The organism is Phyllobacterium bourgognense (genome assembly GCF_003337575.1).
GTDB classification, from domain to species: domain Bacteria; phylum Pseudomonadota; class Alphaproteobacteria; order Rhizobiales; family Rhizobiaceae; genus Phyllobacterium; species Phyllobacterium bourgognense.
In genome coordinates this window covers 105,058-131,944 of sequence record NZ_QPJM01000014.1, presented here as the reverse complement: position 1 = coordinate 131,944, position 26,887 = coordinate 105,058, and the positions used below count along the sequence as shown (strand labels likewise).

Here is a 26,887-nt window from a genome sequence, read left to right as displayed (position 1 = left end):
AGAAGCTGGCCGGCAGGGGGACAACGTTAGCGGGCGGTCTTCGGATCGCATTATTTATCAACCAAGACGCGCTTCGACGACCGCCCGTCTTCCCACAATGCAAGCAATGGCCAGACGCGAAAGCGGGCGTGGCGAAGGGGAAGCGTATCGCTCAGTCGACAAGGTATATTGCTTGCACGGCAAAAGCTTTATCTCTAATCTTTGCAATGCTCTAACGGGGTGCCAATTCGCAAGGATCGGCTGAGAGGCTTAAGGGAGAAATTCTGCCAACCCGCGGAACCTGATCCGGTTTGTACCGGCGGAGGGATTAGACGCGGCAATAAAGCCGGCGCACCAATCCTTTTGAATTTCAACTCTAGGAGGCGCGCCGATGCGGCTATTCGACATTATTCTGAAGTCTGCCACTGTCGCAGGCATTCTTGCAGTTGCCCTTGCCGGACCGGCAAAAGCTGATGGCAAACTGACGATCTATACCTATGAGAGCTTCACTGCCGAATGGGGTCCGGGGCCGAAAGTCAAGGAAGCTTTCCAAAAACAGTGCAATTGCACCGTGGACTTCGTCGCGGTTACGGACGGCGTCGCTCTGCTCAACCGTCTGAGACTTGAAGGTGCTTCAACCAAAGCCGATGTCGTGCTTGGCCTCGACACAAATCTGACCTATGAGGCGAAGGAAACAGGACTCTTCGCCCCGCACGCAATCGACACAAGTTCGATCAACATTCCGGGCGGCTATAAGGACGATACTTTCGTTCCCTACGACTATGGCTATTTTGCCGTGATCTACGATACGGAAAAGCTCAAGAATCCGCCCGCCAGTCTCAAGCAACTGATCGAGGGGGATCCAAGCCAGAAAATCGTCATCGAGGACCCACGGACGTCCACACCCGGCCTCGGCCTGTTGCTCTGGGTGAAGTCCGTCTATGGCGACAAGGCCGGCGACGCCTGGGGTAAACTTAAGGATCGCGTATTGACCGTGACGCCGGGCTGGTCGGAAGCCTATGGCCTGTTCACCAAGGGTGAAGCACCGCTGGTGCTTTCCTATACGACCTCGCCTGCTTATCACCTCATTGCCGAAAAGACCGATCGTTACCAGGCTGCTGCATTCGAAGAGGGCCATTATCTGCAGGTCGAAGTGGCCGCGCAAACTGTGAATGGCGCAAAAAACCCGCTTTCCGCGCAGTTCCTGACTTTCATGACCGGCACGGCATTTCAGGACACTATTCCGGAAAGCAACTGGATGTTTCCCGCGGCAAAGACAAGTGGGCCGCTCAACCCCGCCTTTGATGACCTGGTAAAGCCGGCGAAAACATTAATCTTTTCACCGGAGGAAGTGGCCAGGAATCGCAAAGCCTGGATCGATGAATGGCTCTCGGCTATGAGCTTGTAACTCGTTGATAGCTTTGAAGCCATTGGCGGGGGCTCTCGCCCTCGCCTTCCTTGCGGTGCTTGCGGGCGGCGCATGCATAAGCCTCGCAGTCGAGGCAATGCGTGGCAGCACGGAAGGCTTTGCGGCCTTCGATAGCTATCTGTGGCGAATTGCCCACTTCACCCTGCTGCAGGCGCTGCTCTCCATGCTGCTCTCGGTGGGGCTTGCCATCCCGCTTGCCCGCGCCCTCCACGCACATCGGGCTTTTCCCGGACGCGCCATGATTCTGCGGCTCTTCGCCCTGCCGCTCGCTTTGCCAGCCCTTGTCGCGGTGCTCGGTATTACCAGTATCTATGGACGCAATGGCCTGCTTGCTGCGCTGTTCAGCTGGCTAGGGCTGGACGCCATTCCCAATATTTACGGTCTCACCGGCATCCTCATCGCGCATGTGTTTTTCAATTTGCCCTTGGCAACACGACTGCTCCTGTCAAGCATGGACTCCATCCCGGAAGACTATTGGAAACTTTCTTCCCAACTCGGCATGGGAGAATGGGCACGGTTTCGGTTGATCGAATGGCCGGCGATCCTGCGCAACATTTCCGGAATCGCGGGGCTGATTTTCATGCTCTGTATTACCTCGTTCACCATCGTCTTGACGCTCGGCGGCGGACCGCGTGCGACGACGCTTGAGGTTGCGATCTATCAGTCCCTGCATTTCGATTTCGATATTGCCCGCGCGGTTTCGCTAACGCTTATGCAATTGTGCCTGACCATTGCGGTTCTGTCGGTTCTGAGCTTAAGCGGGCGCCCGACCGAGGAGGGGTTCAGCCTGCACACGACGACGCGCCGCTTTGACCAGCCAACGTTAAGGACACGCCTTCTGGACGGAGCCACGATAATCCTCGGCCTGCTTTTCGTCGCGCTCCCCATAGGCGGAACAGTCGTTTCGGGGCTGGCGGCCGATCTTCTCCGGCTACTGGGTGAGAGCCTTGTTTGGCGCGCAATCCTGACCAGCATCGTGCTCGGAGCAAGTGCGGCTGCGCTGTCGCTGGTCATTTCACTGGCGTTGGTGGTGGCCCGCGAATATCTTGCAAGCCGGCGTGGCTACGCCTCGCCAAAACTGTTTGAGCGCTCGCTCGATCGCGGTGCAAGTCTCATCATGGTCATACCACCGATCGTCATCGGCTCCGGCTGGTTTATCTTGTCACGCCATTTTGTCGATCCGTTCAGTCTCGCACCCTTTATGGTCGTGAGCGTCAACGCCGCGATGGCCATCCCTTTTGCATTTCGCATACTGCGCCCGACATGGGATACGGCGGCCAGCCGCCACAACCGGCTGTGTGCGCAATTGGGTATTACCGGATGGAACCGGCTTCGACTTATCGACTGGCCGGTTCTGAAGCGGCCGTCAAGCGTCGCTTTCGCCTTTGCGATGGCCTTGTCGCTCGGCGATCTTGGAACGATCGCTCTCTTCGGCAACAATTCCATCCAGACTCTGCCCTATTTGCTGCTGCAACGCATGGGGAGCTACCGTACACAGGATGCGGCAGGCTTGGCATTGATCCTCGGTGTGCTGTGTTTGCTCCTGATGATCGCAGCTGACAAAGGTGCAGGCACTCTGGCAAAGAGAGAGGTCGCAACCATTGGCTAAGCGTTCCAGAACCGAGGCCCGGACCAAGGATGGCGCGGGCATCCGCCTCGATGCAGTCGACTTCGACTATGATGACATGGCGATGCATTTCGACCTCATCATCGAACCGTCGACCATCACCGCGATCATAGGTCCAAGCGGAGCGGGAAAATCTACCCTGCTCAACCTCATCGCCGGATTTGAAGCGGCTAAGTCCGGCCGGATTTTAATTGCGGGTGCGGACGTAACCCATGCCGCGCCATCGGAACGGCCTGTTTCGATGGTCTTCCAGGACAATAACCTCTTCGCGCATCTTGATGTCACCACCAATGTCGCGCTGGGCCGAAAACCCAACCTCAGATTGGGCGAGACTGACAAGGCAGCCGTTGCCGAGGCAATCGACAAGGTTGGCCTCTCCGGCAAGGAACATCGAAAGCCGGAGGCGCTGTCCGGCGGCGAGCGCCAGCGGGTGGCGATAGCGCGAGCGCTCGTACGGAACCGGCCGGTACTCTTGCTTGACGAGGCTTTCGCCTCTCTTGGTCCCGCTTTGCGGCATGAGATGCTCGACCTTGTCGGTGATCTGCAGAAAGAAACCGGTATGACCGTGGTCATGGTGACGCATCATCCCGGCGATGCTTTGCGCCTGCAATCCTTGCTGATTTTTCTCGACAATGGGAAAGTCGTTGCTTCGGGACCGGCGGCAGACCTGCTCTCAACCAAGGCGCCAACGCTGTTGCGGAAATATCTCGGTGCAGAAGACTCTGCGCTTTGACATATTTTCGACGTGTTGCCACATTCAAGAACACAATGAAATTCTTGCTCACAGCTGTTTGTCGGGCTAGCAAGGGCACGAAAATACGCATCTGCCCACGCGTGACGACAATGAGGACATGATACTGGCTTCGCACCGATCCCCTAGCGACAACGGATGGCTTCCAGTTGCTCGCCGCACGAATCTCGTGTCGGCAACGCTGCTGCTTGCCTTCCTGTCGGGGTGCCAGGTTCTTAACGTTACTAAGGAGGACGCATTAGGACCTTCGTCGAATCCGGTGACAGTCGACAATGTCACCAAGAACGACAGGCTGGCAAAGCTCAGTGCCGAACAGCATCCTCGCATTCTTGCGACCTATGGCGGCGAATATAAGGATGCCAAGCTCGAACGCATGGTCGCCAAAGTCGTTGGTAATCTGACTACGGTTTCCGACAATCCGACGCACACCTATCGCATCACCATTCTCAACTCGCCCAACATCAATGCGTTTGCCCTTCCCGGCGGCTATCTTTATGTGACGCGCGGTCTTCTTGCCCTCGCCAATGACAGTGCGGAACTCGCAGCCGTCATCGCACATGAGATGGGTCATGTGATCGCCAATCACGGCGTCGAACGCCAGCAGCGCGAGCAGGAGGCGCAGATTGCCGGTCGCGTCGTTTCGGAAGTCTTGCAGGACGATAGTGCCGGGCGCGAAGCGCTGATTCGAGGAAAGCTGCGCATGGCACAATTTTCGCGAAACCAGGAACTTCAGGCGGATGCCATTGGCATCAAGATGATCGGCGAGGCTGGCTATGATCCGTTCGCTGCCGCCCGCTTCCTGCAATCCATGGCGTCCTATGCGGATTTCCGCAGCGTCTCAGGTGCGACCGATGCAAGCCTCGACTTTCTTGCCAGCCATCCATCAGCGCCACAACGTATCGAACTCGCGCGCGGGCATGCGCGTCGTATCGGCGCACCGGGAGTAGGCACGACCGACCGTGACTCGTTCCTTCAGGGCATCGACGGTATCCTCTATGGCGACACGCCCGAGGAAGGTTACGTTCGCGGGCGCAACTTCGTTCATCCGCTGCTCGGCGTAAGCTTCACCGTTCCTGAGGGCTTCACTATCGACAACAGCGCAGACGCGGTCATGGCAACGGGACCGGGCGAAGTGGCCATACGCTTCGACGGCACGCAGGTTTCCGGCAATCCGTCGATGGCGGATTACATGCGCAGCGGCTGGGTCACAGGTCTCGATAATACCAGCGTTCAGGCGGTGACTTTCAACGGAATGCCCGCGGCAAGCGCGAAAGCACGTGCCGATCGTTGGGAGTTCGACATATTCGTCGTCAATGCAGGCAACCGGATTTACCGCTTCCTGACAGCTGCTCCAACAGGAAGCACCGCGTTGATGCCCGCTTCACAGACGGTCATCCGGAGCTTCCACCTGCTGACACCGGAGGAGAAAGCAAATACCAAGCCCCTACGCATCCGCGTCGTCACCGTCAAGCCCGGCGACACGCTGGTCAGCCTCTCCAACCAGATCATGGGCACCGATCGAAAGCTCGACCTCTTCCGCCTGATCAATGCATTGCCGCCCGGCGGAACGGTGTCTGCCGGCGACAAGGTAAAGATCATCAGCGAATAAAAAAGCCCGGCATTGCCGGGCTCTTTTGTTATGCGCCGGATGAAACCCTTATTATGCGGCTTCTTCCTGCTCGTCTTCAACAACGACATCTGCTTCGATCTCGGCCTCTTCAGCCTTGGCACCGCGCTTAGGTCCCTTGGCGAGATTAACCTCGATGAGACGCACAGCTTCCGTTTCCGACATCTTGTTGACGGCGGAAATCTCGCGAGCCATACGATCCAGCGCTGCTTCATAAAGCTGACGTTCCGAATATGACTGTTCCGGCTGGTTGTCAGCCCGGAAAAGATCGCGCACAACTTCCGAAATCGAAATCAGGTCGCCGGAATTGATCTTCGCATCATATTCCTGGGCACGGCGGGACCACATGGTCCGCTTGATGCGAGCGCGTCCCTGGACAACCTTCAACGCACGATCAACATAGTCTGTCTCCGAAAGTTTGCGCATACCGATAGCTGTTGCCTTGGCGACCGGTACCTTCAAGCGCATCTTGTCTTTCTGAAAATCAATAACGAACAGCTCAAGCTTGTGGCCCGCAACTTCCTGTTCCTCGATATTGACAATTTGTCCTACGCCGTGGGCCGGATATACAATAAACTCGCCCGTCTTAAATCCGATACGCTGGGCGGTTTTTTTCTGCTGAACTGCTGTCATGCGCTTAACTACTCCTTGCTGCGCCCGGCAAAACGCACCGGTCAAACCAATCACTGGAAACCGGAACCCGGTTTGTCGGCCGCCAATTGTCACGCAAAAGCAATCCGGACAAAACAGATTGATGGGCAAACAAACAACACGCCCTGAACTGCAGAGTCCGAAATAAATCTAGCCGATTGGTGATTTATGCTTTAGCGCCACGAAATTTGACGTCCAATGATCAACATATGCCGTTACACTATCACGAAAAGTGATTAGAATCAACTTTTTGCTGCGCCCGCGCAAAAGGCGCAATATTTCAAGATGCGCCCTGCGATGAAAATCGGTTATTTATTTCTAATCTCGAATAAAATATCAGTCGCCCTCGCCAGGCTCTGGCGAAAAGAATTTTTCAAACTTGCCTTCGATACCATCCATATCCTTGGCATCGGCAGGAGCATCGCGCTTCTGCGAAATATTAGGCCATTTCTCGGCGTACTCAGCATTTATCTGCAGCCAGTTATCCAAGCCCGGTTCGGTATCGGGTTTGATAGCTTCCGCAGGGCATTCAGGTTCGCAAACGCCGCAATCAATGCACTCGTCCGGATGTATGACGAGCATGTTATCGCCCTCGTAGAAACAATCGACAGGACAGACCTCAACGCAATCCATATATTTGCAGCGGATGCAATTGTCGGTCACAACATAAGTCATTTACTAGCTCCTGAAGACACCACGTGTCAGCCGTTGAGGTAACGATTCGATGCCGGGCTGACAAGAGGGGAAAAACGGCTGCGGCACCAGAACGCGGTCGGGATTCCCTTAAAGCTAGGGACATCGGCGTTCACGGCGCCATTCATGGCATTGCGACACGCAATCGACAAGCAACGCCTATCCCATACTGACGCGCTTCGTGGAATAATATTTTAGCTTCCGAGCCACTGGTAGAGAGGATTTCGACACGATAGCCAATATTCGAAATTTAACATCATCCACCCGAATTGTCGTCGTCGTTCTGCATCAACCGGTCAACCTGCCGACGTTCGCGTTTTGTCGGGCGTCCGCTGCCCGCATCGCGCTTGGGTAATCCGTCGAGAGCAGTGATGCCGTCTTTGGCTGGAGGTGGCGGCGAGATGTCCTCGTACAACGTTCGCGCTTCTTCGGCCGGGCCTCGGCGCGTTCCACCAGAGACCACCTTGTAAATGAGAATACGCCGATCGAGAGTGATCGTAAGCACATCCCCGGGTTTCACGCCATGCGATGGCTGATCGATCTTGTCTCTGTTGGACCGAACATTGCCGCCAGAGACGAGCTTGGCCGCGAGGGCACGGGATTTGACCACTCGGGCGAAGAACAGCCATTTGTCGATGCGCTGCCTTGCACTGTCGTGATTTGAGGGCGCGCCCACCATACCTATTTCTTCATTTGTTCCTTCAGCGCCAGCAGCTTGGCAAAAGGAGAATCCATGTCGATCTTGACCGGACGCTCTTCACGTTCCGGGCGCTTCTGAAGCGGTGGCTTGCCAGCGGACTTTCCATTATCGCCTTGCTTAAAACGATCCTTGCCGTTGGGCTTGCCTTTGCCGCGGAACTGTTCCTTGCGAGCACCCTGTTCGTTCTGCTGATTTGCGTCGCGTTCATTCCGAGCGATGCGCTGTTCGCCTTGGGCACTACGTGCCTGTCCGCCGCGGTGATGCTCGCGTTTCTCCTGGTGCCCGCGATTGTTGCGGCCGTCAAAACGCGCCTGGCGCCAGAGCAGAATTGGCTTCGGCGCTTCTTCAGCCACAGTTTGCACAACAGTCGGGGCGGATGCACTGACTTCTGCGACCGGTTCCGGCTGGAGCTCTCCGTCGGCAGACGGTTCAGTGGAATTAACAGCTGCTTCCGTAGGTGTGACGTTCTCATCTTCAGCGACCGCTGGGCCCGACGTGGCAGTAACCACAGCCACTGGGTCGGCAGGCAGTGGCACGGTATCAAGTTCTGTCAGTTTGGCAGCAACAATTGCTGCTTCGACCGATTCAGGACGATAGCCCAGACTTTTGAGAATTTCTTCCATATCGTCGGCGGTAGCGCCGAGGATCGACATCATCGACGGAGTCACCACAAAGCGAGTTCCATCATACGCGCCGTCCGGCCGTGTGCCTATTCCAGGCTTCCAGCCAAGTGCAGGCCGGATAAGATCGGCGAGGCGCTCAAGAATGTCGATTCGCACTGCGCGCCGGCCGAGAAGACGGTAGCCCCCAAGTCGATAGAAGATTGGATCAAAGGTGGGATCAGTAACCACAGATGTGCGTCCAGCAGATAAGACCTGTACTACATCTCCATAGCCGGGGCGATCCTTGGCATCTTCCTTGAGGGCCCACAAAAGCGTGAGCAGACCGGCTGGTCCAGGCTTGAGCAGAGCGGGCAGGAATACATGATAAGCCCCGAAGCGGACACCAAGACGGCGAAGAGCGGCTCGTGAATCCTGATCAAGGCCACGTACGTCTTCGGCCACATCCCGGCGCTGAAGGACGCCGAAATTCTCGACAAGCTGGAAAGCAAGGCCCTTGGTGATACCAACCAGCGCATCGGCATTGGCAAGATCGACAAGTGGCTTCAGTATCGTCTCGATGTGATGAGCGAGAAAGCGATCGACGCGGGCCGCGACCTTATCCCGCGCCGGACCTGTCAATTGCTCGTCGGCAAGCAGAACAGCACGCGGCTTCAGTGCTTGCTCACCCGAGACGACCGAGGCGACCGGCGCGCCGATCCATCGCAAAGTACCGTCGGAGCCGAGAGCGAAATCGCCATTGGCCGAAGCGGAGAACCGCTCGGCGCGATTTTCGAACTCCGTCGCAAGCGCTTTCTGCGCTGCAGCCTTGACGGCCTTTGCGTCCGTTCCATCGACTTGGGTGTCCGTGGTGAAACGGAACCCATCCAAACGTCCAACATGATGCCCCTCGACAACGACGTCCCCGGCAGGGCTAATTTCGGCTTCTAGCATTGTATTCTCTCTCAGGCGCCTCATAAGCACGCTTGTCCTGCGGTCTACGAAGCGTTTCGTCAACCTTTCATGCAGTGCATCTGATAATCTGTCCTCAATTTCACGCGTCTTTTCTTGCCAATGTGCCTGATCTGCAAGCCATCCGGGCCTGTGAGACACAAAAGTCCAGGTTCTGATCTGGGCGATCCGCCGTGAAAGCGCATCGATATCGCCATCCGTAGAATCGGCGCGGCGGACCTCTTCGGCCATGTAATTTTCGTTCACATGGCCCTTATCCGCGAGATCGGTATAGATCGATGCGATAATATCGGCATGCTGCGCCGGAGCGATCTTGCGATAATCGGGTAGCGCGCAAGCATCCCACAAAAGAGCTACACGTTCAGGCGTATTGGCCAGCGGCGCGACGTCCGGATCGTTGGACAAATATTCCAGCGCCTGTTGATCGACCGCAGGCAAAGCGCGCGTCAATCCTTCGATAGGCGCAGGCATATCAATGGATCTCTTCAGCGCATCCAGGCTGGAATAGTCAAAGCGAGCCGTGCGCCACTGCATAATCTTGACGGCGTCGAAGGAATGGGATTCCACTCTCTGTACGAGTTCTTCCGAGAACCCCGACACCTGGCCCGTGACTCCGAACGTACCGTCACGCAAATGCCTGCCGGCGCGTCCGGCTATCTGCCCTATCTCTCCAGGGGAGAGGTTACGAAATTGGTAGCCATCGAATTTGCGGTCCTGAGCGAAGGCCACATGATCGACATCGAGATTGAGGCCCATGCCAATCGCGTCTGTGGCGACCAGATAATCGACATCACCAGATTGATAGAGATCGACCTGCGCGTTACGCGTGCGCGGGCTGAGAGCACCCATGACCACCGCGGCGCCACCACTTTGACGCCGTATCAACTCTGCGATGGAGTAAACCTCCTCGGCCGCGAAGGCCACTATCGCGGATCGGGGCGGCAGGCGGGTTATTTTCTTGGATCCTGCATAAGCGAGATTTGAAAGCCGTGGCCGCGTTACGACAGAAACGCCCCTCAAGAGCTTCTCCAGTATGCCGCGCATCGTTGCCGCGCCAAGCAACAACGTTTCCTGACGACCACGCAGATGCAGAATGCGATCGGTGAAAATATGGCCGCGTTCAAGATCATTGGCGAGCTGCACTTCATCGATGGCGACAAAATCCACATCGGTTTGACGGGGCATCGCTTCAACCGTGCAGACCGAATAGCGGGCTCCAGGTGGATTGATCTTTTCCTCACCGGTAATCAGCGCGACATTTGCCAGCCCCACCCTGTCTGCCACACGATGATAAACCTCCCGGGCAAGCAGACGAAGTGGCAAGCCAATCATTCCGGTGTGATGGGCAAGCATCCGCTCGATCGCTAGATGGGTTTTCCCTGTGTTTGTAGGCCCCAGAATGGCTGTAACATCGCGGCCGGTTAAGACCAGGGGAAGTTCGGGGTTGGGCATGAGGTTCATCAATTACAATCCAATACCGGCCACCAAGGCAGTGAAAGCCGGGCATGCATTTTCGATTAGCATTTTAAGCGTCCGACAGAAAGGTAGGCGGGGCAATCCAGATAAACAATCGCGAACCGATTCACGGAGTGTACCGTAACGAAATAGAACGCGAGGCGAACGAATCAGCTACGAAACGGCTCTAGGATGTGATTCCTGATTTGTTCACGGCCATATCTAGCTTCTCCGGCAATAAATCGCACTACATGCTGAATCATTGAAAATAGGCCTCGCCAGGTTGCATTTTTGAGAGCGGCGCATGTCAACTCATGATTGTTACCGAGTTTATCAGCACTAAAGACCAATGATTTCTTGTAGTTAGCTGATCCATGCAAGCTTGCTCCAACAGCTGTCGTAGTCATACTGGTCGAGCCAAATGGAATCGGCGCGACGCGAGAGTTTCCGTTTTGTTCACCACGCATATTCGGTGCTGCCGCAACAGAAACTGCACCACACGCAATCATTCACAAGTTTTATAGGACAAGATTCAGGGTGCTCGCCACGCATCTTCCATTACGTCAGGTCGAATACTGTCCGCCATTGGCCGTGAGCGTGGACCCGGTAATGAAACCCGCATCGTCGGATGCCAAAAACACCACACAGCGCGCTACTTCTTCCGGTTCACCAAGGCGTCCGACGGGAATTTGCGGAATTATCCGCTCATTGAGCACCTTCTCGTCAATTGCCCGCACCATCTCAGTGCCTATGTAGCCAGGGCAGATGGCATTGACCGTAATACCGGCACGCGCGCCCTCTTGGGCCAAAGCCTTGGTGAAGCCGATATCACCCGCCTTTGAAGCCGAATAGTTGGCCTGGCCCGCCTGGCCCTTTTGTCCGTTGATCGAAGAAATGTTGATCACCCGGCCAAATTTGCGGTCACGCATACCGCTCCACACTGGATGGGTCATGTTGAACAGACCGGTAAGATTGGTATTGATTACGTCACTCCATTGGCCCGGTGTCATCTTGTGGAACATGGCATCGCGAGTGATGCCGGCGTTGTTCACCAGCACAGCGACAGGACCGAGTTCTGCTTCGATCCTTGCAATACCTGCTGCGCATTCCTCATAATTGGAGACATCCCACTTATAGGTCGCGATTCCGGTCTTTTTTCCGAATTCTTTGGCAGCCTCATCATTGCCAGCATAATTAGCCGCAACCTTGTAGCCTGCGGCTTTCAGAGCGACGCATATTGCGGCACCTATACCGCGAGTCCCGCCGGTTACAATTGCTGTCTTTGTCATTTGCCCATACCTCCCTGAAACTGATCTCGTATAACGCAGCGCGACTATGAAAACGTGAAACGGCTGATTGGTTGGACCAGCAACCGTCGACATAAAACCGGCCCAATAATATTGAGCCGGTGAAGCCCCGTTAGTCCTTGATGCGCTCTACGCAAAGCGCGACACCCATGCCGCCGCCGATGCAAAGCGTAGCGAGGCCCTTTGTGCCGTTGCGACGCTTCAACTCGAACAACAATGTGTTGAGAACGCGAGCACCGGAGGCGCCAATTGGATGGCCGATGGCAATTGCGCCACCATTTACATTGACTATGTCGGGGTTGAACCCCAGGTCCTTGTTGACGGCGCAGGCTTGTGCCGCAAACGCTTCGTTCGCCTCGACGAGATCAAGATCGTCTGCTGTCCAGCCCGCCTTCTCCAGAGCCTTGCGCGAAGCAGGAATAGGGCCCGTGCCCATAATGGATGGGTCAACGCCAGCTGTTGCCCAGGATGCGATCCTTGCCAGTGGCTTGATACCGCGGCGCTTGGCTTCTTCCTCGCTCATCAGCACAACCGCGGCGGCCCCGTCATTGAGACCCGATGCATTGCCTGCAGTCACAGTCCCGTCCTTGTCGAAAGCCGGCCGCAACTTCGCCAGTGAGTCCAGTGTTGCTCCATGACGGATATATTCATCGTCAGCGACGACAACGTCGCCTTTGCGCGTTTTAACCGTAAACGGCACGATTTCATCCTTGAACTTGCCAGCCTTTTGAGCTGCCTCGGCTTTGTTCTGCGAGCCGAGCGCGAACTTGTCCTGCTCCTCGCGGGTCAACTGCCACTTGGTGGCGATGTTTTCGGCCGTAATACCCATGTGATAACCGTGGAATGCATCGGTCAAGCCATCCTTGATCATCGTGTCGATCAGCTTCATGTCGCCCATTTTGGTACCACTGCGAAGATGCGCGCAATGGGGTGACAAGGACATCGATTCCTGACCTCCGGCAACGACAATATTGGCATCACCCATGGCAATTTGTTGCATGCCAAGAGCAACCGCGCGCAATCCGGAACCGCAAACCTGGTTCAGGCCCCAAGCGGTCGCTTCCTGCGGGATACCGGCGGCCATTGCTGCCTGTCTCGCCGGGTTCTGGCCTTCGCCAGCGCCGAGCACCTGCCCCATGATCACCTCATCGACGTCCGCCCCGTCGACCCCAGCGCGGCTCAGAACTTCCTTGATGACGGCTGCGCCCAGCTCATGTGCCGGAACATTGGCAAACGCACCGTTGAACGATCCAACAGGGGTACGGGCGGCACTGGCGATGACGATAGATTGGGTCATAACGTTTCCTCATATTTGTCATTCTGAATTCATAAAGCATATATCGGTCAGAATTAGCTGCCTTCAACAGTTTGACAAGGCCCATTTAAGTATCAGACGCAAATATCGCTCATCGCACTGCAGCATTGGACGCAACGCACTGCGTTGAATGCAATGCACAAATCGCTTTGAATTGGCGCACTTTGCCCCTATCCTCTCAAGTCTATCCGTAAGCCGGCACGCAAATTCGGCGGAGGAAACGAAGTTTTGGGGAGTTGAGCAATGGCAGCGAAAACCGGGGACATCGTCATAAAAAAATACGCCAACCGGCGTCTCTACAACACCGGAACAAGTACTTACGTGACGTTGGAAGACCTGGCCGAGATGGTAAAGCGCAACGAGGACTTTACGGTTCAGGATGCAAAGACTGGCGAGGACATTACTCACTCGGTTCTCACCCAGATTATCTTCGAGCTCGAAAACAAAGACGGGCAGAACATGCTGCCTATTCCGTTCCTGCGCCAATTGATTGCCTATTATGGCGATCAAATGCAGGTTGTACTTCCAACGTTTCTTGAGCAGTCCATGTCAGCCTTTGCAAAGGAGCAGGAGCGCATGCGCGAGCAGCTGACGGCGGCATTCGGCAAGACGCCGATGGACATGATGAATGTTAGCGCCCCGCTCAAATTGGTCGAAGAGCAGGTGCGTCGCAACACGGAAATGTTGCAGCATGCCATGCGCATGTTCACGCCTTTTCCCTTGAACAAGACCACCACTTCTGAGCCCGATGCTGCACCCACGCCCGAGAAACCTGCAAAGGATACGGGTCTTGATGAGTTGAAGGAGCAGATTGCCGCTATGCAGCGCAAACTCGACTCCCTCGATAAATAGCGATCGCTGGGTACAGGCTAACAATCAACGGCGGAGTACTCGGTATGGCAGCGGCGAAAGCAACGGTATTCATTGACAATGAGCGCGTTGTCGTTACCGAGTATCGTTTTGCTGTCGGAGAGAACACGGGTTGGCATCGGCACGCGCATGATTATGTCGTCGTCCCGCTTATGGACGGACGGGTCAAGCTGGTGACGAAGGACGGCGAATCATTTGCTGAAATGAAAAAGGGCGTGCCCTATTTCCGGACTGAGGGCGTCGAGCACGATGTCGTTAACGCCAATGATGTTGAATATGCTTTTATCGAGATCGAGCTGAAATAGCTCAAGTACTGGGCGCATCGCACCAAAAAAAGACCGGCACAGCGGCCGGTCTTTTTAGTGCGAATTCGGAAGAGGATTAGCCTTCCTTCGGCGTCAGAACCTGACGGCCACGGTACATGCCGGTCTTCAGATCGACGTGATGCGGACGGCGCAGTTCGCCTGAATTCTTGTCTTCGACGTAAGTCGGTGCCTTCAGCGCGTCAGCGGAACGGCGCATGCCGCGCTTCGACGGAGAAGTTTTTCGTTTAGGTACAGCCATTGTTCCAGCTCCAGTAATCAGTCAAAATCCGGCACTGGCCCGATTGAGCCTGTCGCAATGGACAAAATTCCGGAAAGTTCGGTGGGGCTATACACGTCCTGAGGGCTTTTGACCAGCAGGACTCGCATATTTTTTGTCGCCCGGGCTTTTATCGGCAGATTCACCTAGTTCACGCATCCGACATAGGCTCCGGCGCCACGTGCTCTGCGTTCGTTGACCCGTGCCAATGTCTGCATACCACGGCCAGGCCGCGCTGGGTTGCGCACAATTGGATTAGGCAACGTCACCGCAAGATAAGCGGCCTGACGCGGCGAAAGCTTTGCTGCGCTTGTCTTGAAATGATATTGCGACGCGGCCTCGATACCATAAATGCCGGGGCCCCATTCAGCGATGTTCAGGTAGATTTCCAGCAACCGCTGTTTGGGCAGAATGAGATCCGTCAGCACAGCCAGGGGTACTTCCAGTCCTTTGCGGATGAATGAGCGACTTGTCCACAGGAACAGGTTTTTGGCTGTCTGCATCGGAATCGTCGATGCGCCCCGCGTCTGTTCGCCGTCAATCGTATCCGAAACGACGGAATTCAATGCATCCCAGTCAACGCCATTGTGAAAACAAAACCTCGCATCCTCAGACATCATCACCGAATTGACGAGAGATGGAGATATCCGGTCGAGTGGCACCCAGCGGCGATCATAACCAGAAAACGTCACAATATCTTTCACCATCAACGTAGAAATCGGATGAATGAAGGGCAATCGGTAGAGACTGAGCAGGATAATCGGCAACATGATCAATATGATTCCCCCCAGAATCAGATAGCGCACGGCGCGCCCGACGGGCGAACGTCCAGGATTGACCAGATAACCTCTGCCCCGCTTGTTTCTGACGAGAAGCCTTGCCACACATATCTTCCATTTGAATATTCCTGTCGGACATAAAGCAAAGAGCAACAGAAGGGAATTCTTTCTACGATTTTCTGAGCCGTACACACAGAGACCACTGCAGAAATGCAATCGCGTTTGCGCAGGGGCCATTGACCGGAAGCCGATTTATCGGCAATTGGCTGACCATGATGACAGATCGGGATTTCTCGTTGTTCCAGATAACCTTGCAGCAGCGCGCAGCTTCAGTCGAAGCGCTACTAGGTAATTTGCTGTCGGATCGCCCGCAAACCGGCGAGATTAGTCGGCCGCCCCGATTGATGGCTGCAATACGCCACAGTGTATTGAATGGGGGCAAGCGCCTTCGACCGTTTCTGGTTATGGAAAGCGCTGCTCTTTTTAAAGCGGATAATCTTGCCGCTTTGCGCGTTGCTGCGGCGCTCGAATGCATTCACAGCTATTCTCTCGTCCACGATGATCTGCCAGCCATGGACAATGATGACCTGCGGCGCGGCCAACCGACGGTGCATCGGAAATTCGATGAAGCCACTGCCATCCTTGCTGGAGATAGCCTTTTAACCTATGCCTTCGAATTGATTGCCAGCGAGGAAACTGAACTTGATCCCCAAGCAAGAATAGCGCTGATCGCGACGCTCGCCCGTGCCGCAGGCGTCGGAGGCATGGTGGGTGGCCAAGCGCTCGATCTTGAGGCGGAGAAGGTCAAACCAAACGAACAAGGCATTATCCGCTTGCAGGCGATGAAGACCGGAGCACTGATCCGTTTTGCCTGCGAGGCCGGTGCTATCGTCGGCCACGCCAGCCTTGAGGACCGCGAGCGGCTGGCGGAATACGGCGCTGCCATTGGCCTCGCCTTCCAACTTGCCGATGATCTGCTCGATGTTACAGCTGATGCGAGCCACATGGGCAAGGCGACGCGCAAAGATGCCGCGGCAGGCAAGGCGACACTAGTCTCCATGCATGGCATCGAGTGGACTCAACGCCAGTTGGTCGGTCTGATCGCGCAGGCGGAAGAGCTCCTTGCCCCCTTTGGTGAGCAAGCAGCCCTGCTTAGGGATGCGGCGCGCTTTATTGCCGAAAGGCAGAGCTAGTAACTATTCTGCCGCGTGCGAGCCCGCGCCAAGACCGAAGCGGTTTTCGATGTAATCTGCCACCATTTTCTGGAATTCCTGAGCGATACCGGCGCCACGCAAGGTTGCAACCTTCTTGCCGTCAACAAATACGGGGGCGGACGGTGTTTCGCCGGTGCCCGGCAGCGAAATGCCGATATCGGCCATTTTAGACTCGCCGGGACCATTGACTATGCATCCCATGACGGCGACGTTCAGCGCTTCAACACCTGGATATTTTTCGCGCCAGATCGGCATATTGGTGCGGATATCGCTCTGGATCGATTGGGCCAGTTCCTGGAACACCGTTGACGTCGTGCGGCCGCAGCCAGGACATGCGGCGACTATCGGGATAAATTGCCGAAAGCCCATAGTTTGCAAGAGTTCCTGCGCCACCTGGACTTCGCGAGTACGATCGCCGCCCGGTTCCGGCGTCAGCGAAATGCGGATCGTGTCACCAATACCCTGTTGCAACAGAATGCCCATCGCGGCCGAAGAAGCCACGATGCCCTTTGTACCCATGCCGGCTTCGGTCAGCCCAAGATGCAACGCGTGGTCACACCGTCGTGCCAATTCGGCATAAACCGCAATCAGATCCTGAACCTGGCTTACTTTTGCCGAGAGAATGATTCTCGAACGCGGCAGGCCGATCTCTTCAGCAAGTTGCGATGAAATGAGCGCCGACTGCACAATCGCTTCCCGCGTTACAGCATCCGCAGTCAGGGGCGCGCCAGCGGCATGATTCTGGTCCATCAGGGCAGTCAGCAGTTCCTGATCGAGCGAACCCCAGTTTACACCGATGCGAACCGGCTTGTCGTAGCGGATTGCCATTTCGATGATGGCGCCGAACTGTGCGTCCTTCTTGTCCTTGAATCCAACGTTGCCTGGATTGATACGATACTTGGCTAACGCCTCGGCACAAGCGGGATGGTCAGCCAGAAGCTTGTGGCCGATATAGTGGAAGTCACCCACGAGCGGGACCGGGAGACCCAGCCGGTCAAGGCGTTCACGTATCTTCGGTACAGCTGCAGCCGATTCATCACGGTCAACTGTAATGCGGACGATCTGCGAGCCCGCTCTGGAAAGAGCGGCAACCTGCGCCACAGTACCATCCACATCGGCGGTATCCGTATTGGTCATCGATTGAACGACAACCGGCGCGCCGCCACCCACCATGACGCCGCCCACATCGACACCGACCGACGACCGGCGGCCAAAAGGTTGCGAGTAATAGTCTGACATCGTCAAGCTCCAGATATGCCGTTCAGGTGGCGCAGCTATCATCATTTGTCAACTCCGTACTTACCGAGGATGGCTACACCTGCACTACAGAGCTTGGATGACAAAGTGTTCATACTGCACATCTAGCAATTTTGCTGCGATGCAATATATTCTGTCGGCCTTCTGCACGCACGGTTGATCAATCAAGGAAATAATCATGGCCAAAAAGACCGCAGTCGTTACAGGCTCGAATTCCGGCATTGGGCTCGGTTCCGCGCATGCTCTTGCTGCGGCAGGATACAATGTTGTGATCAACTCATTCACTGATCGGCCCGAAGATCATGCACTCGCTCGAGAAATCGCCGATAAACATGGTGTCAGTGTTGCCTACATCAAGGCAGACATGTCGAATGGTGCTGAATGCCGTGCCCTGATCGATAAAGCAGCTGAGGCCTTTGGCACTCTGGACGTTCTTGTGAATAATGCTGGCATTCAGTTCGTCGCCCCTGTTGACGAATTCCCTACTGAAAAATGGGATGCGATCATCGCGATTAATTTGACGTCTGCCTTCCATACGACCGCTGCCGCCTTGCCTTACATGAAGAAGGCTGGGTGGGGGCGCATCATAAATATTGCGTCAGCTCATGGGCTGAGGGCCTCGCCCTTCAAATCCGCCTATGTCGCGGCTAAGCATGGCGTCCTTGGCTTTACCAAGACTGTTGCGCTGGAAGTTGCGGAAAAACACATCACGAGCAATGCAATCTGTCCCGGTTACGTACTTACGCCGCTCGTCGAGGCGCAGATACCTGATCAGATGAAAGCGCATGATATGGATCGTGCGACCGTTATCCGCGAGGTCATGCTCGACAAGCAGGCTACCAAGGAGTTTGCGACTGTGGATCAAATTGGCGCAACCGTCGTATTCCTCGCCAGCGACGCCGCCGCGCAGATCACCGGAACCTCCATTTCCGTCGATGGTGGCTGGACAGCGCAGTGACAAAGGTAAAATCGAAGACAATCAACATCGCGCTTCAAGGCGGTGGTTCGCACGGGGCCTTCACTTGGGGCGTTCTCGACCGCATCCTCGAGGATGGCCGACTGACAATCGAAGGCATATCCGGCACCAGTGCAGGTGCAATGAACGCCGTAGCCCTCGCCGACGGGTGGTCACACAATGGAGCTGAAGGCGCCCGGGCAAAGTTGCACGAATTCTGGCGGGCGGTGGGGCGAACAGGGCAATTCAGCCCTGTCCAGCGCACTCCATGGGATCGATTCTTCGGCAACTGGTCAGTTGAACATGGACTCGGCTACAACCTGTTCGAACAGTTTTCCCGATTGTTTTCTCCCTACGAGTTCAATCCATTCAATCTCAACCCCCTACGGGACGTGGTTGAAAAGGAAATCGATTTCAACCGGGTACGGGCCTGTTCTCAATTCAAGCTCTTCGTTTCTGCGACTAATGTAGAGAGCGGGCGGCTGCGTGTCTTTTCGCAATCGGAACTCAATGCAGATGTGGTCATGGCGTCAGCCTGCCTTCCATATATTTTTCAGGCAGTGGAAATTGACGGCGAACCTTATTGGGATGGCGGCTATGGCGGCAATCCGGCGCTGTACCCGTTCTTCTATTCGAGTGAGAGTGAAGACGTCCTCTTGGTCCAGATCAATCCGATCGAAAGACGCGGCACCCCCAAGACAGCACGCGAAATAACCGACCGCATCGATGAGATTACCTTCAATGCTGCCCTTCTACGTGAGTTCCGTTCGATTGCATTCGTCAATTCGCTGATCAAAGCTGGAAGGCTGGAGCATGGTGAATACCGCAACATTCGAATGCACCGCATCGACGCCGACGAAGCGCTCGAGGGCCTGTCTTCGTCGTCCAAAATCAACGCCGAATGGGCGTTCCTTGAATATTTGCGCGATCTTGGCCGAGCAGCCGCAGGCGATTGGCTGGAGGAAAATTTCGATGCTGTCGGCGAACATGCCACACTCGATCTGACCAGCGAGTTGACACCGGAAATGAGCGTCGGACTGAAGTCTCACAAGCCCGGCAAACGCGTGAGCGATTTTCTCCTGCAGCGGAAAAAGCCCGCCACTGTCGCCCGGCGCGCTTAGTCGTCTCTCGAATAATTCCGTTTTTCTTCGAATCACGGAATTGCTCTAACTCTTTGTTTTTATGCAATTCCGGACGGAAAATTGGTTCCCACTTTTCCTGGAATTGCTTTAGGATCGGTCTACATCGGCGCTCTTTGCCAGATTGGACATCAGAAACACAACGATGAGCAATCCGGCGAGCACCATATAGACTGGTCCGAATCCGGTTCTGCCGCCGACAAAACCTATGGCCGACGGGGCAACAAGAATACCCGAATAGCCCATGAGCGTCACCATGCTGAGTGCCACCCCGGAAGACGTCCCTTTTTGATTTCCTGCTGCCGAGAAGGCGATTGGGACCATATTTGCGATACCGAGCCCAGCGAATGCAAATGCGAGTATCGCAATCCAGGAATTGGGAGCGACACTGGCTATCAACATGCCGGTTGCGCCGATAAGTGCCGAATAGCGCAATGTTTTCACTGCACCGAAGCGGTTGCGAACGCCATCGCCGAGAAAGCGCATGATCGACATTGTTCCGGAAAAGGCGGCGAAGGCGAAACCGGCGGTTGCAATGTCTGCGCCACGCTCCTGCTGAAGATAGAGCGCAGCCCAATCGAGCACCGAACCCTCGGGCACCATGGAAAACAACGCCATCAATCCGATGAGATAGATCAATGGATTGGTCGGGAACTCAAGCTTGTGCTTTTCCTGTGCCACAGGCGCGTCTTCTGTAATCATGTAGCCGAAAGCCACGATCCCGAGCAGGATAGCGATCAGCGTAACCACCAGCGCATGAGCCAAGTGGCCATGCGCTTCGATCACCAATCCACCCAGCGCACCGCCGGCAAACCCGCCAAGGCTCCAAAATCCATGTGATGACGACATGACCGCCCGCGAAAGCTTTTTCTCCACCTCCACCGCATTTGCATTCATCGCCACATCCATGCCGCCAATCACAGCACCGAAGAGAAACAGGGCTGGCGCAGCTGTCGAGACGTTTGGGGCGAGAGCGACGAGCAATAGCGAGAAGGAGCAGAAAATCGCAAAGCCTTTTACGACCGCCCGCGATCCAAAACGGCTGATCAGATAACCGCACCACGGCATGGCAGCGAGTGCGCCTATACCAAAAACCAGGATGAGCAATCCGAGCGTGAATTCGCTGATCCCGAGGCGTACCATAAATACGGGAATTTGCGGCGCCCAGCTGCCGACGAGGAAGCCGTTGAAGAAAAACGCGCAGGCGACGGCCCACCGACCATAAACAGCTTTCCTGAGGTAGACAGAGGCATCCATTGGATCATCACCTGTTGTGCGCTGATACTGCGAAGACATTCCGGTCACCCGAGTTGATCGTCTGCGACGATCACTTCGACGCCCGCCCTGCTTATCCGCTCCAGAATCGACCGATCTGCCGTCCGGTCGGTTATAAGGGTGGATACGAGCGATACCGGGCCAATGGCAAAGGGAGCCTGCTTGACAAGCTTTTCGCTTGTTGCCAGGAGAATGATCTCATTGCATGCCTGACCAAGGGCAAGTTTCATGCGTGCATCATCATAGTTCTCGGCACGCAGCATCAACTCTTCATCGACGGCGCATGCACCGAGAACACAATAGTCAACACGCATCGATTGGACTTCGGCCAGCGTGGATTGCCCGATGGCACTGCGCGTCAGCCGGTTTAGGCTTCCACCCAGAAGAATGACCTCGCAGCAGGGATGGTCGAGCGCCGCCGAAGCGATATCCGGGGAACCGGTAATGATGCATACCTGAAGATCTCTGGGGAGTGCACGAACGAATTCCAACACCGTCGTGCTGGAATCGAGAAGCATCGTTGTATTCATCGGGATGCGGGCAGCGCACGCGACAGCGACTGCCTTCTTGCCGGCGGTCTCATCGCGAGCACGCTGCTGAAAGCTTCGGGGACCTGATCTGCTTCTTGCAGCGCCTCCATGGAATCGCTGGACGAGGCCCTGTTCGGACAGTTCCCGAAGATCGCGGCGTATGGAGTCTTCTGAGACGCCAAATTCTGATGCGACCGCATTCGCCAGCACGCGGCCGGACTCATTGATCCTCTGGAGGATCATACTTTTTCTTTCGTCCGGCGATAAATCCTTCAGCATAGAACACCCCTGCACATGCGGTCACCATAACCACATTTGCCTATATCGGCAATAGATTATGCGCATATTTGCATGAATGGGGATTTTGCACGCAAGCCAAAAACAAAAAAGGCCCATATGGGCCTTTTTCATGCCTGCGAATTGCCACAAGCCTATTCGTAAACGACGAGAAGATCCTTTGCGTCTATCTGATCGCCGGCACGCACGAGTACTTCCACAATTGTGCCATCTCGTTCGGCGCGCAAGGCAGTCTCCATCTTCATCGCCTCGATGGAGAGCAAAACGTCTCCCGCATTGACTTTCTGTCCACTTGCAATGCCCACAGTTGAGATAATGCCCGGCATGGGCGCTCCCACCTGCTTGTCATTTCCAAGCTCCGCCTTGCGTCTTACGCCAGCGCCACTGCCGGCACGCGCACGATCGGGGACCTTCACGCGCCGCGGCTGACCGTTCATCTCGAAAAAAACGGTGCACATTCCTTTATCATCGGGTTCACCCACTGCCTGGTTGCGCACGACGAGCGTCTTGCCGCGCTCGATGTCGAGAAACACTTCCTCCTCCTGCGCCAGTCCGTAAAAGTAGACATGCGTCGGCAGTACACTCGTCGGGCCGTATGTATTGTGCGTTACTGCAAAATCCGTGAACACTTTGGGGTACATGAGATACGAGGCAAATTCCTGATCGCTGATCTTCCGTTCCAGCTTAGTCTCGATTTCTTTCCGCTCGGCATTGAGATCCGCGGGCGCCAAAAGTGCACCCGGCCGGTCGGTGAATGGCTTTTCACCTTTCAGAATCTTCTTCTGAATGTCCTTCGGCCAACCTTTCGGCGGCTGACCGAGATCACCGCGCATCATCGACACCACTGAATCGGGAAATGCTATATCCTTATCGGGGTTCTCCACGTCGGCGACAGACAGATCCTGGCTGACCATCATCAGGGCCATATCTCCGACAACCTTGGAGGATGGAGTGACCTTGACGATATCGCCGAACATCTGGTTGACGTCCGCATAAGTTTGCGCAACTTCGTGCCAACGCGTCTCAAGTCCAAGCGAGCGAGCCTGTTCCTTGAGATTGGTAAACTGCCCCCCGGGCATTTCGTGAAGGTAGACCTCGGAGGCCGGCCCCTTTAAGTCACTTTCAAAAGCCGCGTATTGCGTACGCACCGCCTCCCAATAAAACGAAATTCGGCGTATCCACTCGGGATCGAGGCCGGGATCGCGCTCGGTACCTTTTAATGCCTCAACGATCGAACCCAAGCATGGCTGCGAGGTATTGCCGGAGAGTGCATCCATCGCAGCGTCAACCACGTCAACACCTGCATCCACCGCTGCAAGAACAGTTGCTGCGGCAACACCCGACGTATCGTGCGTGTGGAAATGCAGCGGCAGGTCGGTTGCTTCGCGCAACGCCTTGAACAAAACCTTCGCAGCATTTGGCTTCAAAAGACCCGCCATGTCCTTGAGGGCGATGACATGGGCCCCGGCCTTCTCCACCTGCTGCGCCAGGTCGACGTAATATTTCAGGTCATATTTTGGCCGCGCCGAGTTGAGGATATCGCCCGTATAGCAGATGGCTGCTTCGCAGAGCTTGTTCTCCTCAACGACCGCGTCCATGGTGACACGCATGTTTTCAACCCAGTTCAAACTATCGAACACGCGGAAAACATCCACACCGCCTTTTGCCGCTTGGCTTACAAAATATTTGACAACATTATCCGGATAGCTTTTGTAACCAACGCCATTGGCGCCGCGCAGCAGCATTTGCAGAAGGATATTCGGCGCGCCCTCACGGATTTCAGCGAGGCGCTCCCACGGGTCTTCCGTCAGGAACCGCATTGCCACATCAAAAGTAGCACCGCCCCAGCATTCCAGCGAGAAGAGCTGTGGCAGGGCGCGTGCATAAGTACCGGCAACGCGAGCAATATCATAGGTCCGCATTCGCGTAGCCAAGAGGGATTGGTGCCCATCGCGCATCGTGGTGTCCGTAAACAGCACGCGCTTCTCATTGCGCATCCACTCGGCAAACTTTTGCGGCCCGAGTTGATCAAGCAACTGTTTGGTGCCGTCGGGGATAGGCGTTTCGACGAAAGGAACGCGCGGCAGCGCCGCATCTTTGGAGGGCGCGGCCCTGCCCTTGGTTTCCGGATGACCGTTTACGGTTACGTCCGCAAGATAGGTCAGAAGTTTGGTTGCACGGTCTTGCCGCTTCACCTGTTCAAAGAGTTCGGGCGTCGTATCGATGAATTTGGTCGTATAGGAATTATCGAGAAATCTCGGGTGTGTGATGATCGCCTCAAGGAAGGTAAGGTTAGTGGCGACACCGCGAATACGGAACTCGCGCAGCGCACGATGCATCCTGTGGATGGTTTCTTCCGCTGTTGGCGACCAAGCTGTAATCTTTTCCAACAGTGGATCATAGAATCGCGTGATCACCGCGCCGGAATAGGCTGTGCCACCGTCCAGTCTGATGCCGAAACCCGTGGCGCCTCGATAGGCGGTGATGCGACCATAGTCCGGAATGAAATTCTGTTCCGGATCCTCAGTAGTGATGCGGCACTGCAAGGCGTGGCCGTTGAGCTTGATATCTTTTTGCGCGGGTACGCCCGACTCCGGCGTGCCAATCGCCGCACCTTCAAGAATGCGTATCTGCGCCTTGACGATGTCGATGCCAGTCACCTCCTCGGTGACAGTGTGCTCGACCTGGATTCGTGGGTTCACTTCGATGAAGTAGAACTCATTGGTATCAGCATCCATCAGGAACTCGATGGTGCCCGCGCCGATGTAGCTTGTCTCCTTAGCGATGTTCAGACCGTAGTCGCATATTTCCTTGCGTTGGCTGTCCGTGAGGTAAGGCGCTGGAGCGCGTTCGACTACCTTCTGGTTCCGTCGCTGTATCGAGCAATCGCGCTCAAAAAGGTGCACCGCATTGCCATGCGTGTCGCCAAGAATCTGTACTTCAACGTGACGGGCGCGTTGCACGAGCTTTTCAAGATAAACCTCATCCTTGCCAAAAGCGGCCTTGGCTTCACGCTTGCCCTCGGTGACTTCGCGGGCAAGGTCATCCGGCGAAAAAATCGCACGCATGCCGCGCCCACCACCGCCCCATGATGCCTTCAACATCACCGGGTAGCCAATCTGTTCGGCCATTGCCTTGACAGCTTGCATGTCGTCAGGCAGCGGCTCGGTGGCGGGAACCACCGGAACGCCGATTTCAATTGCCAGATTGCGCGCGGCAACCTTGTTACCAAGCCGGCGCATAGTCTCCGGTTCTGGTCCGATGAAGATGATGCCGGCCTCCGCGCAAGCGTCGGCAAATTCCGGACTTTCCGATAGAAGACCGTAGCCTGGATGGATAGCGTCGGCGCCCGAAAGCTTCGCAACCCGGATGATCTCCTCGATTGAGAGGTAGCTCTCGATGGGGCCCATGTCCTTGGCCAGATGCGGACCACGACCCACCTGATACGACTCGTCCGCCTTGAAGCGATGCAACGCAAGCTTGTCTTCTTCCGCCCAGATCGCCACGGTTTTCATGCCAAGTTCGTTGGCCGCACGGAAAACGCGGATAGCAATCTCTGATCGATTGGCGACGAGTATTTTCTTGATAGGCAAGGCGAAAACTCCAGACAGCGAAAAAGCGCTTTGAAATGGATTGGGCTGCAACAACATTTCTCAGGATTGCTGCAGTGCAAACAAATACATATTGAACATAAGAACCTCAAATGTCCAATAGCAAAATGCCCGGCGCTCGGCCGAGCATTTCACGCATATATCAGTTAGTCAGCTTATTGCTGGAAATAGCCGATCTTGCCGTCGGGGCCCTTTTTCCATTCGTACATGACGTAGCCCGGGAATTTCGGATCGCCCTTTTCGTCAAACGCCAGATCACCTAGTACCGTCTTGAATGGCCCCTTTCCTTTCAATGATTTGGCTATCAGTTCCGGATCATTTGTTTCTGCGGCGGTTGCGGCAGCAGCGATGGCCTGAAGGGAGCCGTAGGCGTACAGCGTGAATGCTTCCGGTTCAAAACCATCGGCCCTGAATTTCTCGATCAGTTCGTTGTTCGCCGGGTTGTTGCGTGGATCCGGACCAAATGTATTGAGCGTACCGATGACGGCATCGCCTGCTATCGAAGCCAGCTCATTTGAAACGATCGCCGCCCCTGAAATAAATTGGACTTTAAGGCCCTGGTCTGCCAATTGACGCATGATCAGCCCTGCTTCCGTGTGAACACCGCCCCAATAGAACACGGTAACGCCGGCTTCCTTCACTTTGCTGATCAGCGCCGAGAAATCCTTGTCACCGGTATGGACGCCCTCGTTGAGCACTTCGGTGAGGCCCTGGGCGTTCAGTGCTTTCTTGGTTTCATCGGCGAGACCCTGGCCGTAGGGCGTTTTGTCATTGACGATGGCGATCTTGGCGTCGTTGAAATGATTGGCGATATATGCTCCGGCGACCTTCCCTTGCTGGTCATCGCGGCCACAGGTTCGGAATGTGTTCCAGAGAGCGCGCTCGGTATATTTCGGATTGGTCGACGCCGGGGTTACCTGCAGGATGCCATTCTCCGCATAAACCTCCGACGCTGGTATCGATACACCCGAATTGTAATGACCAATAACGATCTTCACGCCGTCGGCCACAAATTTGTTTGCGACGGAAATACCTTGCTTCGGATCGGAAACATCATCGCCAAAGGCTAGATCGATCTTCTCACCATTAATACCGCCAGCATCGTTGATAGCAGCCGTAGCAGCCTCGACCCCTCGCTTGATCTGCGCACCCATGGCCGCATTCGGTCCAGTGAGTGGAGCCCCAACGCCGATGAGTATATCGGCGCCAGCGTAACCGGTGAATATGAGCATTGTTGCTGCAACCATGCCGGGAAAAAGTAGCTTCGTCATAC

22 protein-coding genes and 1 riboswitch are annotated in these 26,887 nt (G+C 55.5%); of the genes, 9 read left to right on the top strand and 13 right to left on the bottom strand.

Going from position 1 to position 26,887, the window contains the following annotated elements; genetic code table 11:
* Positions 1–205 precede the first annotated feature (205 nt).
* Positions 206–324: riboswitch (TPP riboswitch) on the top strand.
* Positions 325–370: 46 nt separating this feature from the next.
* The 4 genes from thiB to C7476_RS20875 all read left to right on the top strand — a co-directional run bounded on the left by thiB (position 371) and on the right by C7476_RS20875 (position 5,395).
* On the top strand, positions 371–1,387 hold the full coding sequence (gene thiB / locus C7476_RS20890; protein ID WP_114431779.1) for a thiamine ABC transporter substrate binding subunit: 1,017 nt from the start codon (positions 371–373) through the stop codon (positions 1,385–1,387).
* Between the two features lie 4 nt (positions 1,388–1,391).
* Positions 1,392–3,017: a thiamine/thiamine pyrophosphate ABC transporter permease gene (thiP, locus tag C7476_RS20885; protein WP_114431778.1), complete on the top strand. Its 1,626-nt coding sequence runs from the start codon at positions 1,392–1,394 to the stop codon at positions 3,015–3,017.
* Positions 3,018–3,093: 76 nt separating this feature from the next.
* Positions 3,094–3,768, top strand: coding sequence for a thiamine ABC transporter ATP-binding protein (locus C7476_RS20880; protein ID WP_114431794.1), 675 nt, complete (start codon positions 3,094–3,096; stop codon positions 3,766–3,768).
* Positions 3,769–3,967: 199 nt separating this feature from the next.
* Complete coding sequence (locus C7476_RS20875) at positions 3,968–5,395, top strand: M48 family metalloprotease (RefSeq protein ID WP_114431793.1); 1,428 nt, start codon at positions 3,968–3,970, stop codon at positions 5,393–5,395.
* Positions 5,396–5,446: 51 nt separating this feature from the next.
* Here C7476_RS20875 and C7476_RS20870 read toward each other — a convergent pair whose 3' ends face one another.
* The 6 genes from C7476_RS20870 to C7476_RS20845 form a co-directional block, all read right to left on the bottom strand.
* Positions 5,447–6,046, bottom strand: coding sequence for a CarD family transcriptional regulator (locus C7476_RS20870; protein WP_114431777.1), 600 nt, complete (start codon positions 6,044–6,046; stop codon positions 5,447–5,449).
* 354 nt (positions 6,047–6,400) lie between these two features.
* Positions 6,401–6,739 (bottom strand): ferredoxin FdxA, encoded by a 339-nt coding sequence (gene fdxA, locus C7476_RS20865; RefSeq protein WP_112531007.1) that lies wholly within the window; start codon positions 6,737–6,739, stop codon positions 6,401–6,403.
* A 274-nt stretch (positions 6,740–7,013) separates the two neighbouring features.
* Positions 7,014–7,436 carry an RNA-binding S4 domain-containing protein gene (locus tag C7476_RS20860; RefSeq protein ID WP_114431776.1) on the bottom strand — a complete coding sequence of 141 codons (423 nt, stop codon included), beginning with the start codon at positions 7,434–7,436 and terminating at the stop codon, positions 7,014–7,016.
* Between the two features lie 2 nt (positions 7,437–7,438).
* On the bottom strand, positions 7,439–10,489 hold the full coding sequence (locus C7476_RS20855; protein WP_114431775.1) for a helicase-related protein: 3,051 nt from the start codon (positions 10,487–10,489) through the stop codon (positions 7,439–7,441).
* A gap of 557 nt (positions 10,490–11,046) precedes the next feature.
* Positions 11,047–11,772: a beta-ketoacyl-ACP reductase gene (phbB, locus tag C7476_RS20850; RefSeq protein WP_112531010.1), complete on the bottom strand. Its 726-nt coding sequence runs from the start codon at positions 11,770–11,772 to the stop codon at positions 11,047–11,049.
* Between the two features lie 130 nt (positions 11,773–11,902).
* Positions 11,903–13,087: an acetyl-CoA C-acetyltransferase gene (locus C7476_RS20845; protein ID WP_114431774.1), complete on the bottom strand. Its 1,185-nt coding sequence runs from the start codon at positions 13,085–13,087 to the stop codon at positions 11,903–11,905.
* Positions 13,088–13,348: 261 nt separating this feature from the next.
* On the opposite strand from C7476_RS20845, the gene phaR reads away from it, so the two are divergent.
* Positions 13,349–13,957 carry a polyhydroxyalkanoate synthesis repressor PhaR gene (gene phaR, locus C7476_RS20840; RefSeq protein WP_114431773.1) on the top strand — a complete coding sequence of 203 codons (609 nt, stop codon included), beginning with the start codon at positions 13,349–13,351 and terminating at the stop codon, positions 13,955–13,957.
* Between the two features lie 44 nt (positions 13,958–14,001).
* A complete protein-coding gene (locus C7476_RS20835; protein WP_114431772.1) occupies positions 14,002–14,280 on the top strand; it encodes a cupin domain-containing protein in 279 nt (92 codons plus the stop codon).
* 76 nt (positions 14,281–14,356) lie between these two features.
* Here the strand turns inward: C7476_RS20835 and rpmF are convergent, their stop codons facing one another.
* Together rpmF and mtgA are read right to left on the bottom strand one after the other, a co-directional pair.
* Positions 14,357–14,539, bottom strand: coding sequence for a 50S ribosomal protein L32 (gene rpmF / locus C7476_RS20830; RefSeq protein ID WP_008121851.1), 183 nt, complete (start codon positions 14,537–14,539; stop codon positions 14,357–14,359).
* Between the two features lie 164 nt (positions 14,540–14,703).
* Positions 14,704–15,327 carry a monofunctional biosynthetic peptidoglycan transglycosylase gene (gene mtgA, locus C7476_RS20825; protein WP_342633355.1) on the bottom strand — a complete coding sequence of 208 codons (624 nt, stop codon included), beginning with the start codon at positions 15,325–15,327 and terminating at the stop codon, positions 14,704–14,706.
* Positions 15,328–15,611: 284 nt separating this feature from the next.
* Between mtgA and C7476_RS20820 the strand changes: the two genes are divergently transcribed.
* Positions 15,612–16,529, top strand: a complete 918-nt coding sequence (locus C7476_RS20820; protein WP_114431791.1) for a polyprenyl synthetase family protein — start codon at positions 15,612–15,614, stop codon at positions 16,527–16,529.
* 3 nt (positions 16,530–16,532) lie between these two features.
* On the opposite strand, the gene ispG is transcribed toward C7476_RS20820, so the two are convergent.
* A complete protein-coding gene (gene ispG, locus C7476_RS20815; protein ID WP_425374015.1) occupies positions 16,533–17,789 on the bottom strand; it encodes a flavodoxin-dependent (E)-4-hydroxy-3-methylbut-2-enyl-diphosphate synthase in 1,257 nt (418 codons plus the stop codon).
* 196 nt (positions 17,790–17,985) lie between these two features.
* Between ispG and C7476_RS20810 the strand changes: the two genes are divergently transcribed.
* Both C7476_RS20810 and C7476_RS20805 read left to right on the top strand, forming a co-directional pair.
* Positions 17,986–18,765, top strand: coding sequence for a 3-hydroxybutyrate dehydrogenase (locus C7476_RS20810; RefSeq protein WP_114431771.1), 780 nt, complete (start codon positions 17,986–17,988; stop codon positions 18,763–18,765).
* A complete protein-coding gene (locus C7476_RS20805) occupies positions 18,762–19,883 on the top strand; it encodes a patatin-like phospholipase family protein (RefSeq protein ID WP_245426441.1) in 1,122 nt (373 codons plus the stop codon). Before C7476_RS20810 ends, C7476_RS20805 begins: the two co-directional genes overlap by 4 nt.
* A 108-nt stretch (positions 19,884–19,991) precedes the next feature.
* Here C7476_RS20805 and C7476_RS20800 read toward each other — a convergent pair whose 3' ends face one another.
* The 4 genes from C7476_RS20800 to C7476_RS20785 form a co-directional block, all read right to left on the bottom strand.
* A complete protein-coding gene (locus tag C7476_RS20800; protein ID WP_114431789.1) occupies positions 19,992–21,158 on the bottom strand; it encodes an MFS transporter in 1,167 nt (388 codons plus the stop codon).
* Positions 21,159–21,202: 44 nt separating this feature from the next.
* Complete coding sequence (locus C7476_RS20795) at positions 21,203–21,949, bottom strand: DeoR/GlpR family DNA-binding transcription regulator (RefSeq protein ID WP_245426440.1); 747 nt, start codon at positions 21,947–21,949, stop codon at positions 21,203–21,205.
* Positions 21,950–22,137: 188 nt separating this feature from the next.
* Positions 22,138–25,653: a pyruvate carboxylase gene (gene pyc, locus C7476_RS20790; protein WP_181872536.1), complete on the bottom strand. Its 3,516-nt coding sequence runs from the start codon at positions 25,651–25,653 to the stop codon at positions 22,138–22,140.
* 116 nt (positions 25,654–25,769) lie between these two features.
* Positions 25,770–26,885: a branched-chain amino acid ABC transporter substrate-binding protein gene (locus C7476_RS20785; RefSeq protein WP_114431768.1), complete on the bottom strand. Its 1,116-nt coding sequence runs from the start codon at positions 26,883–26,885 to the stop codon at positions 25,770–25,772.
* Between the last annotated feature and the right edge of the window lie 2 nt (positions 26,886–26,887).

Coding starts and splice junctions, on each gene's coding strand:
- C7476_RS20855 (WP_114431775.1), bottom strand. CDS start 10,489: ATGAACCTCATGCCCAACCCCGAACTTCCCCTGGTCTTAACCGGCCGC.
- pyc (WP_181872536.1), bottom strand. CDS start 25,653: ATGTTGTTGCAGCCCAATCCATTTCAAAGCGCTTTTTCGCTGTCTGGA.
- fdxA (WP_112531007.1), bottom strand. CDS start 6,739: ATGACTTATGTTGTGACCGACAATTGCATCCGCTGCAAATATATGGAT.
- C7476_RS20870 (WP_114431777.1), bottom strand. CDS start 6,046: ATGACAGCAGTTCAGCAGAAAAAAACCGCCCAGCGTATCGGATTTAAG.
- ispG (WP_425374015.1), bottom strand. CDS start 17,789: ATGTCAGACTATTACTCGCAACCTTTTGGCCGCCGGTCGTCGGTCGGT.
- C7476_RS20845 (WP_114431774.1), bottom strand. CDS start 13,087: ATGACCCAATCTATCGTCATCGCCAGTGCCGCCCGTACCCCTGTTGGA.
- rpmF (WP_008121851.1), bottom strand. CDS start 14,539: ATGGCTGTACCTAAACGAAAAACTTCTCCGTCGAAGCGCGGCATGCGC.
- thiB (WP_114431779.1), top strand. CDS start 371: ATGCGGCTATTCGACATTATTCTGAAGTCTGCCACTGTCGCAGGCATT.
- phbB (WP_112531010.1), bottom strand. CDS start 11,772: ATGACAAAGACAGCAATTGTAACCGGCGGGACTCGCGGTATAGGTGCC.
- C7476_RS20800 (WP_114431789.1), bottom strand. CDS start 21,158: ATGGATGCCTCTGTCTACCTCAGGAAAGCTGTTTATGGTCGGTGGGCC.
- C7476_RS20860 (WP_114431776.1), bottom strand. CDS start 7,436: ATGGTGGGCGCGCCCTCAAATCACGACAGTGCAAGGCAGCGCATCGAC.
- C7476_RS20835 (WP_114431772.1), top strand. CDS start 14,002: ATGGCAGCGGCGAAAGCAACGGTATTCATTGACAATGAGCGCGTTGTC.
- C7476_RS20810 (WP_114431771.1), top strand. CDS start 17,986: ATGGCCAAAAAGACCGCAGTCGTTACAGGCTCGAATTCCGGCATTGGG.
- mtgA (WP_342633355.1), bottom strand. CDS start 15,327: ATGTTGCCGATTATCCTGCTCAGTCTCTACCGATTGCCCTTCATTCAT.
- C7476_RS20785 (WP_114431768.1), bottom strand. CDS start 26,885: ATGACGAAGCTACTTTTTCCCGGCATGGTTGCAGCAACAATGCTCATA.
- C7476_RS20795 (WP_245426440.1), bottom strand. CDS start 21,949: ATGATCCTCCAGAGGATCAATGAGTCCGGCCGCGTGCTGGCGAATGCG.
- C7476_RS20880 (WP_114431794.1), top strand. CDS start 3,094: ATGGCGATGCATTTCGACCTCATCATCGAACCGTCGACCATCACCGCG.
- phaR (WP_114431773.1), top strand. CDS start 13,349: ATGGCAGCGAAAACCGGGGACATCGTCATAAAAAAATACGCCAACCGG.
- C7476_RS20820 (WP_114431791.1), top strand. CDS start 15,612: ATGACAGATCGGGATTTCTCGTTGTTCCAGATAACCTTGCAGCAGCGC.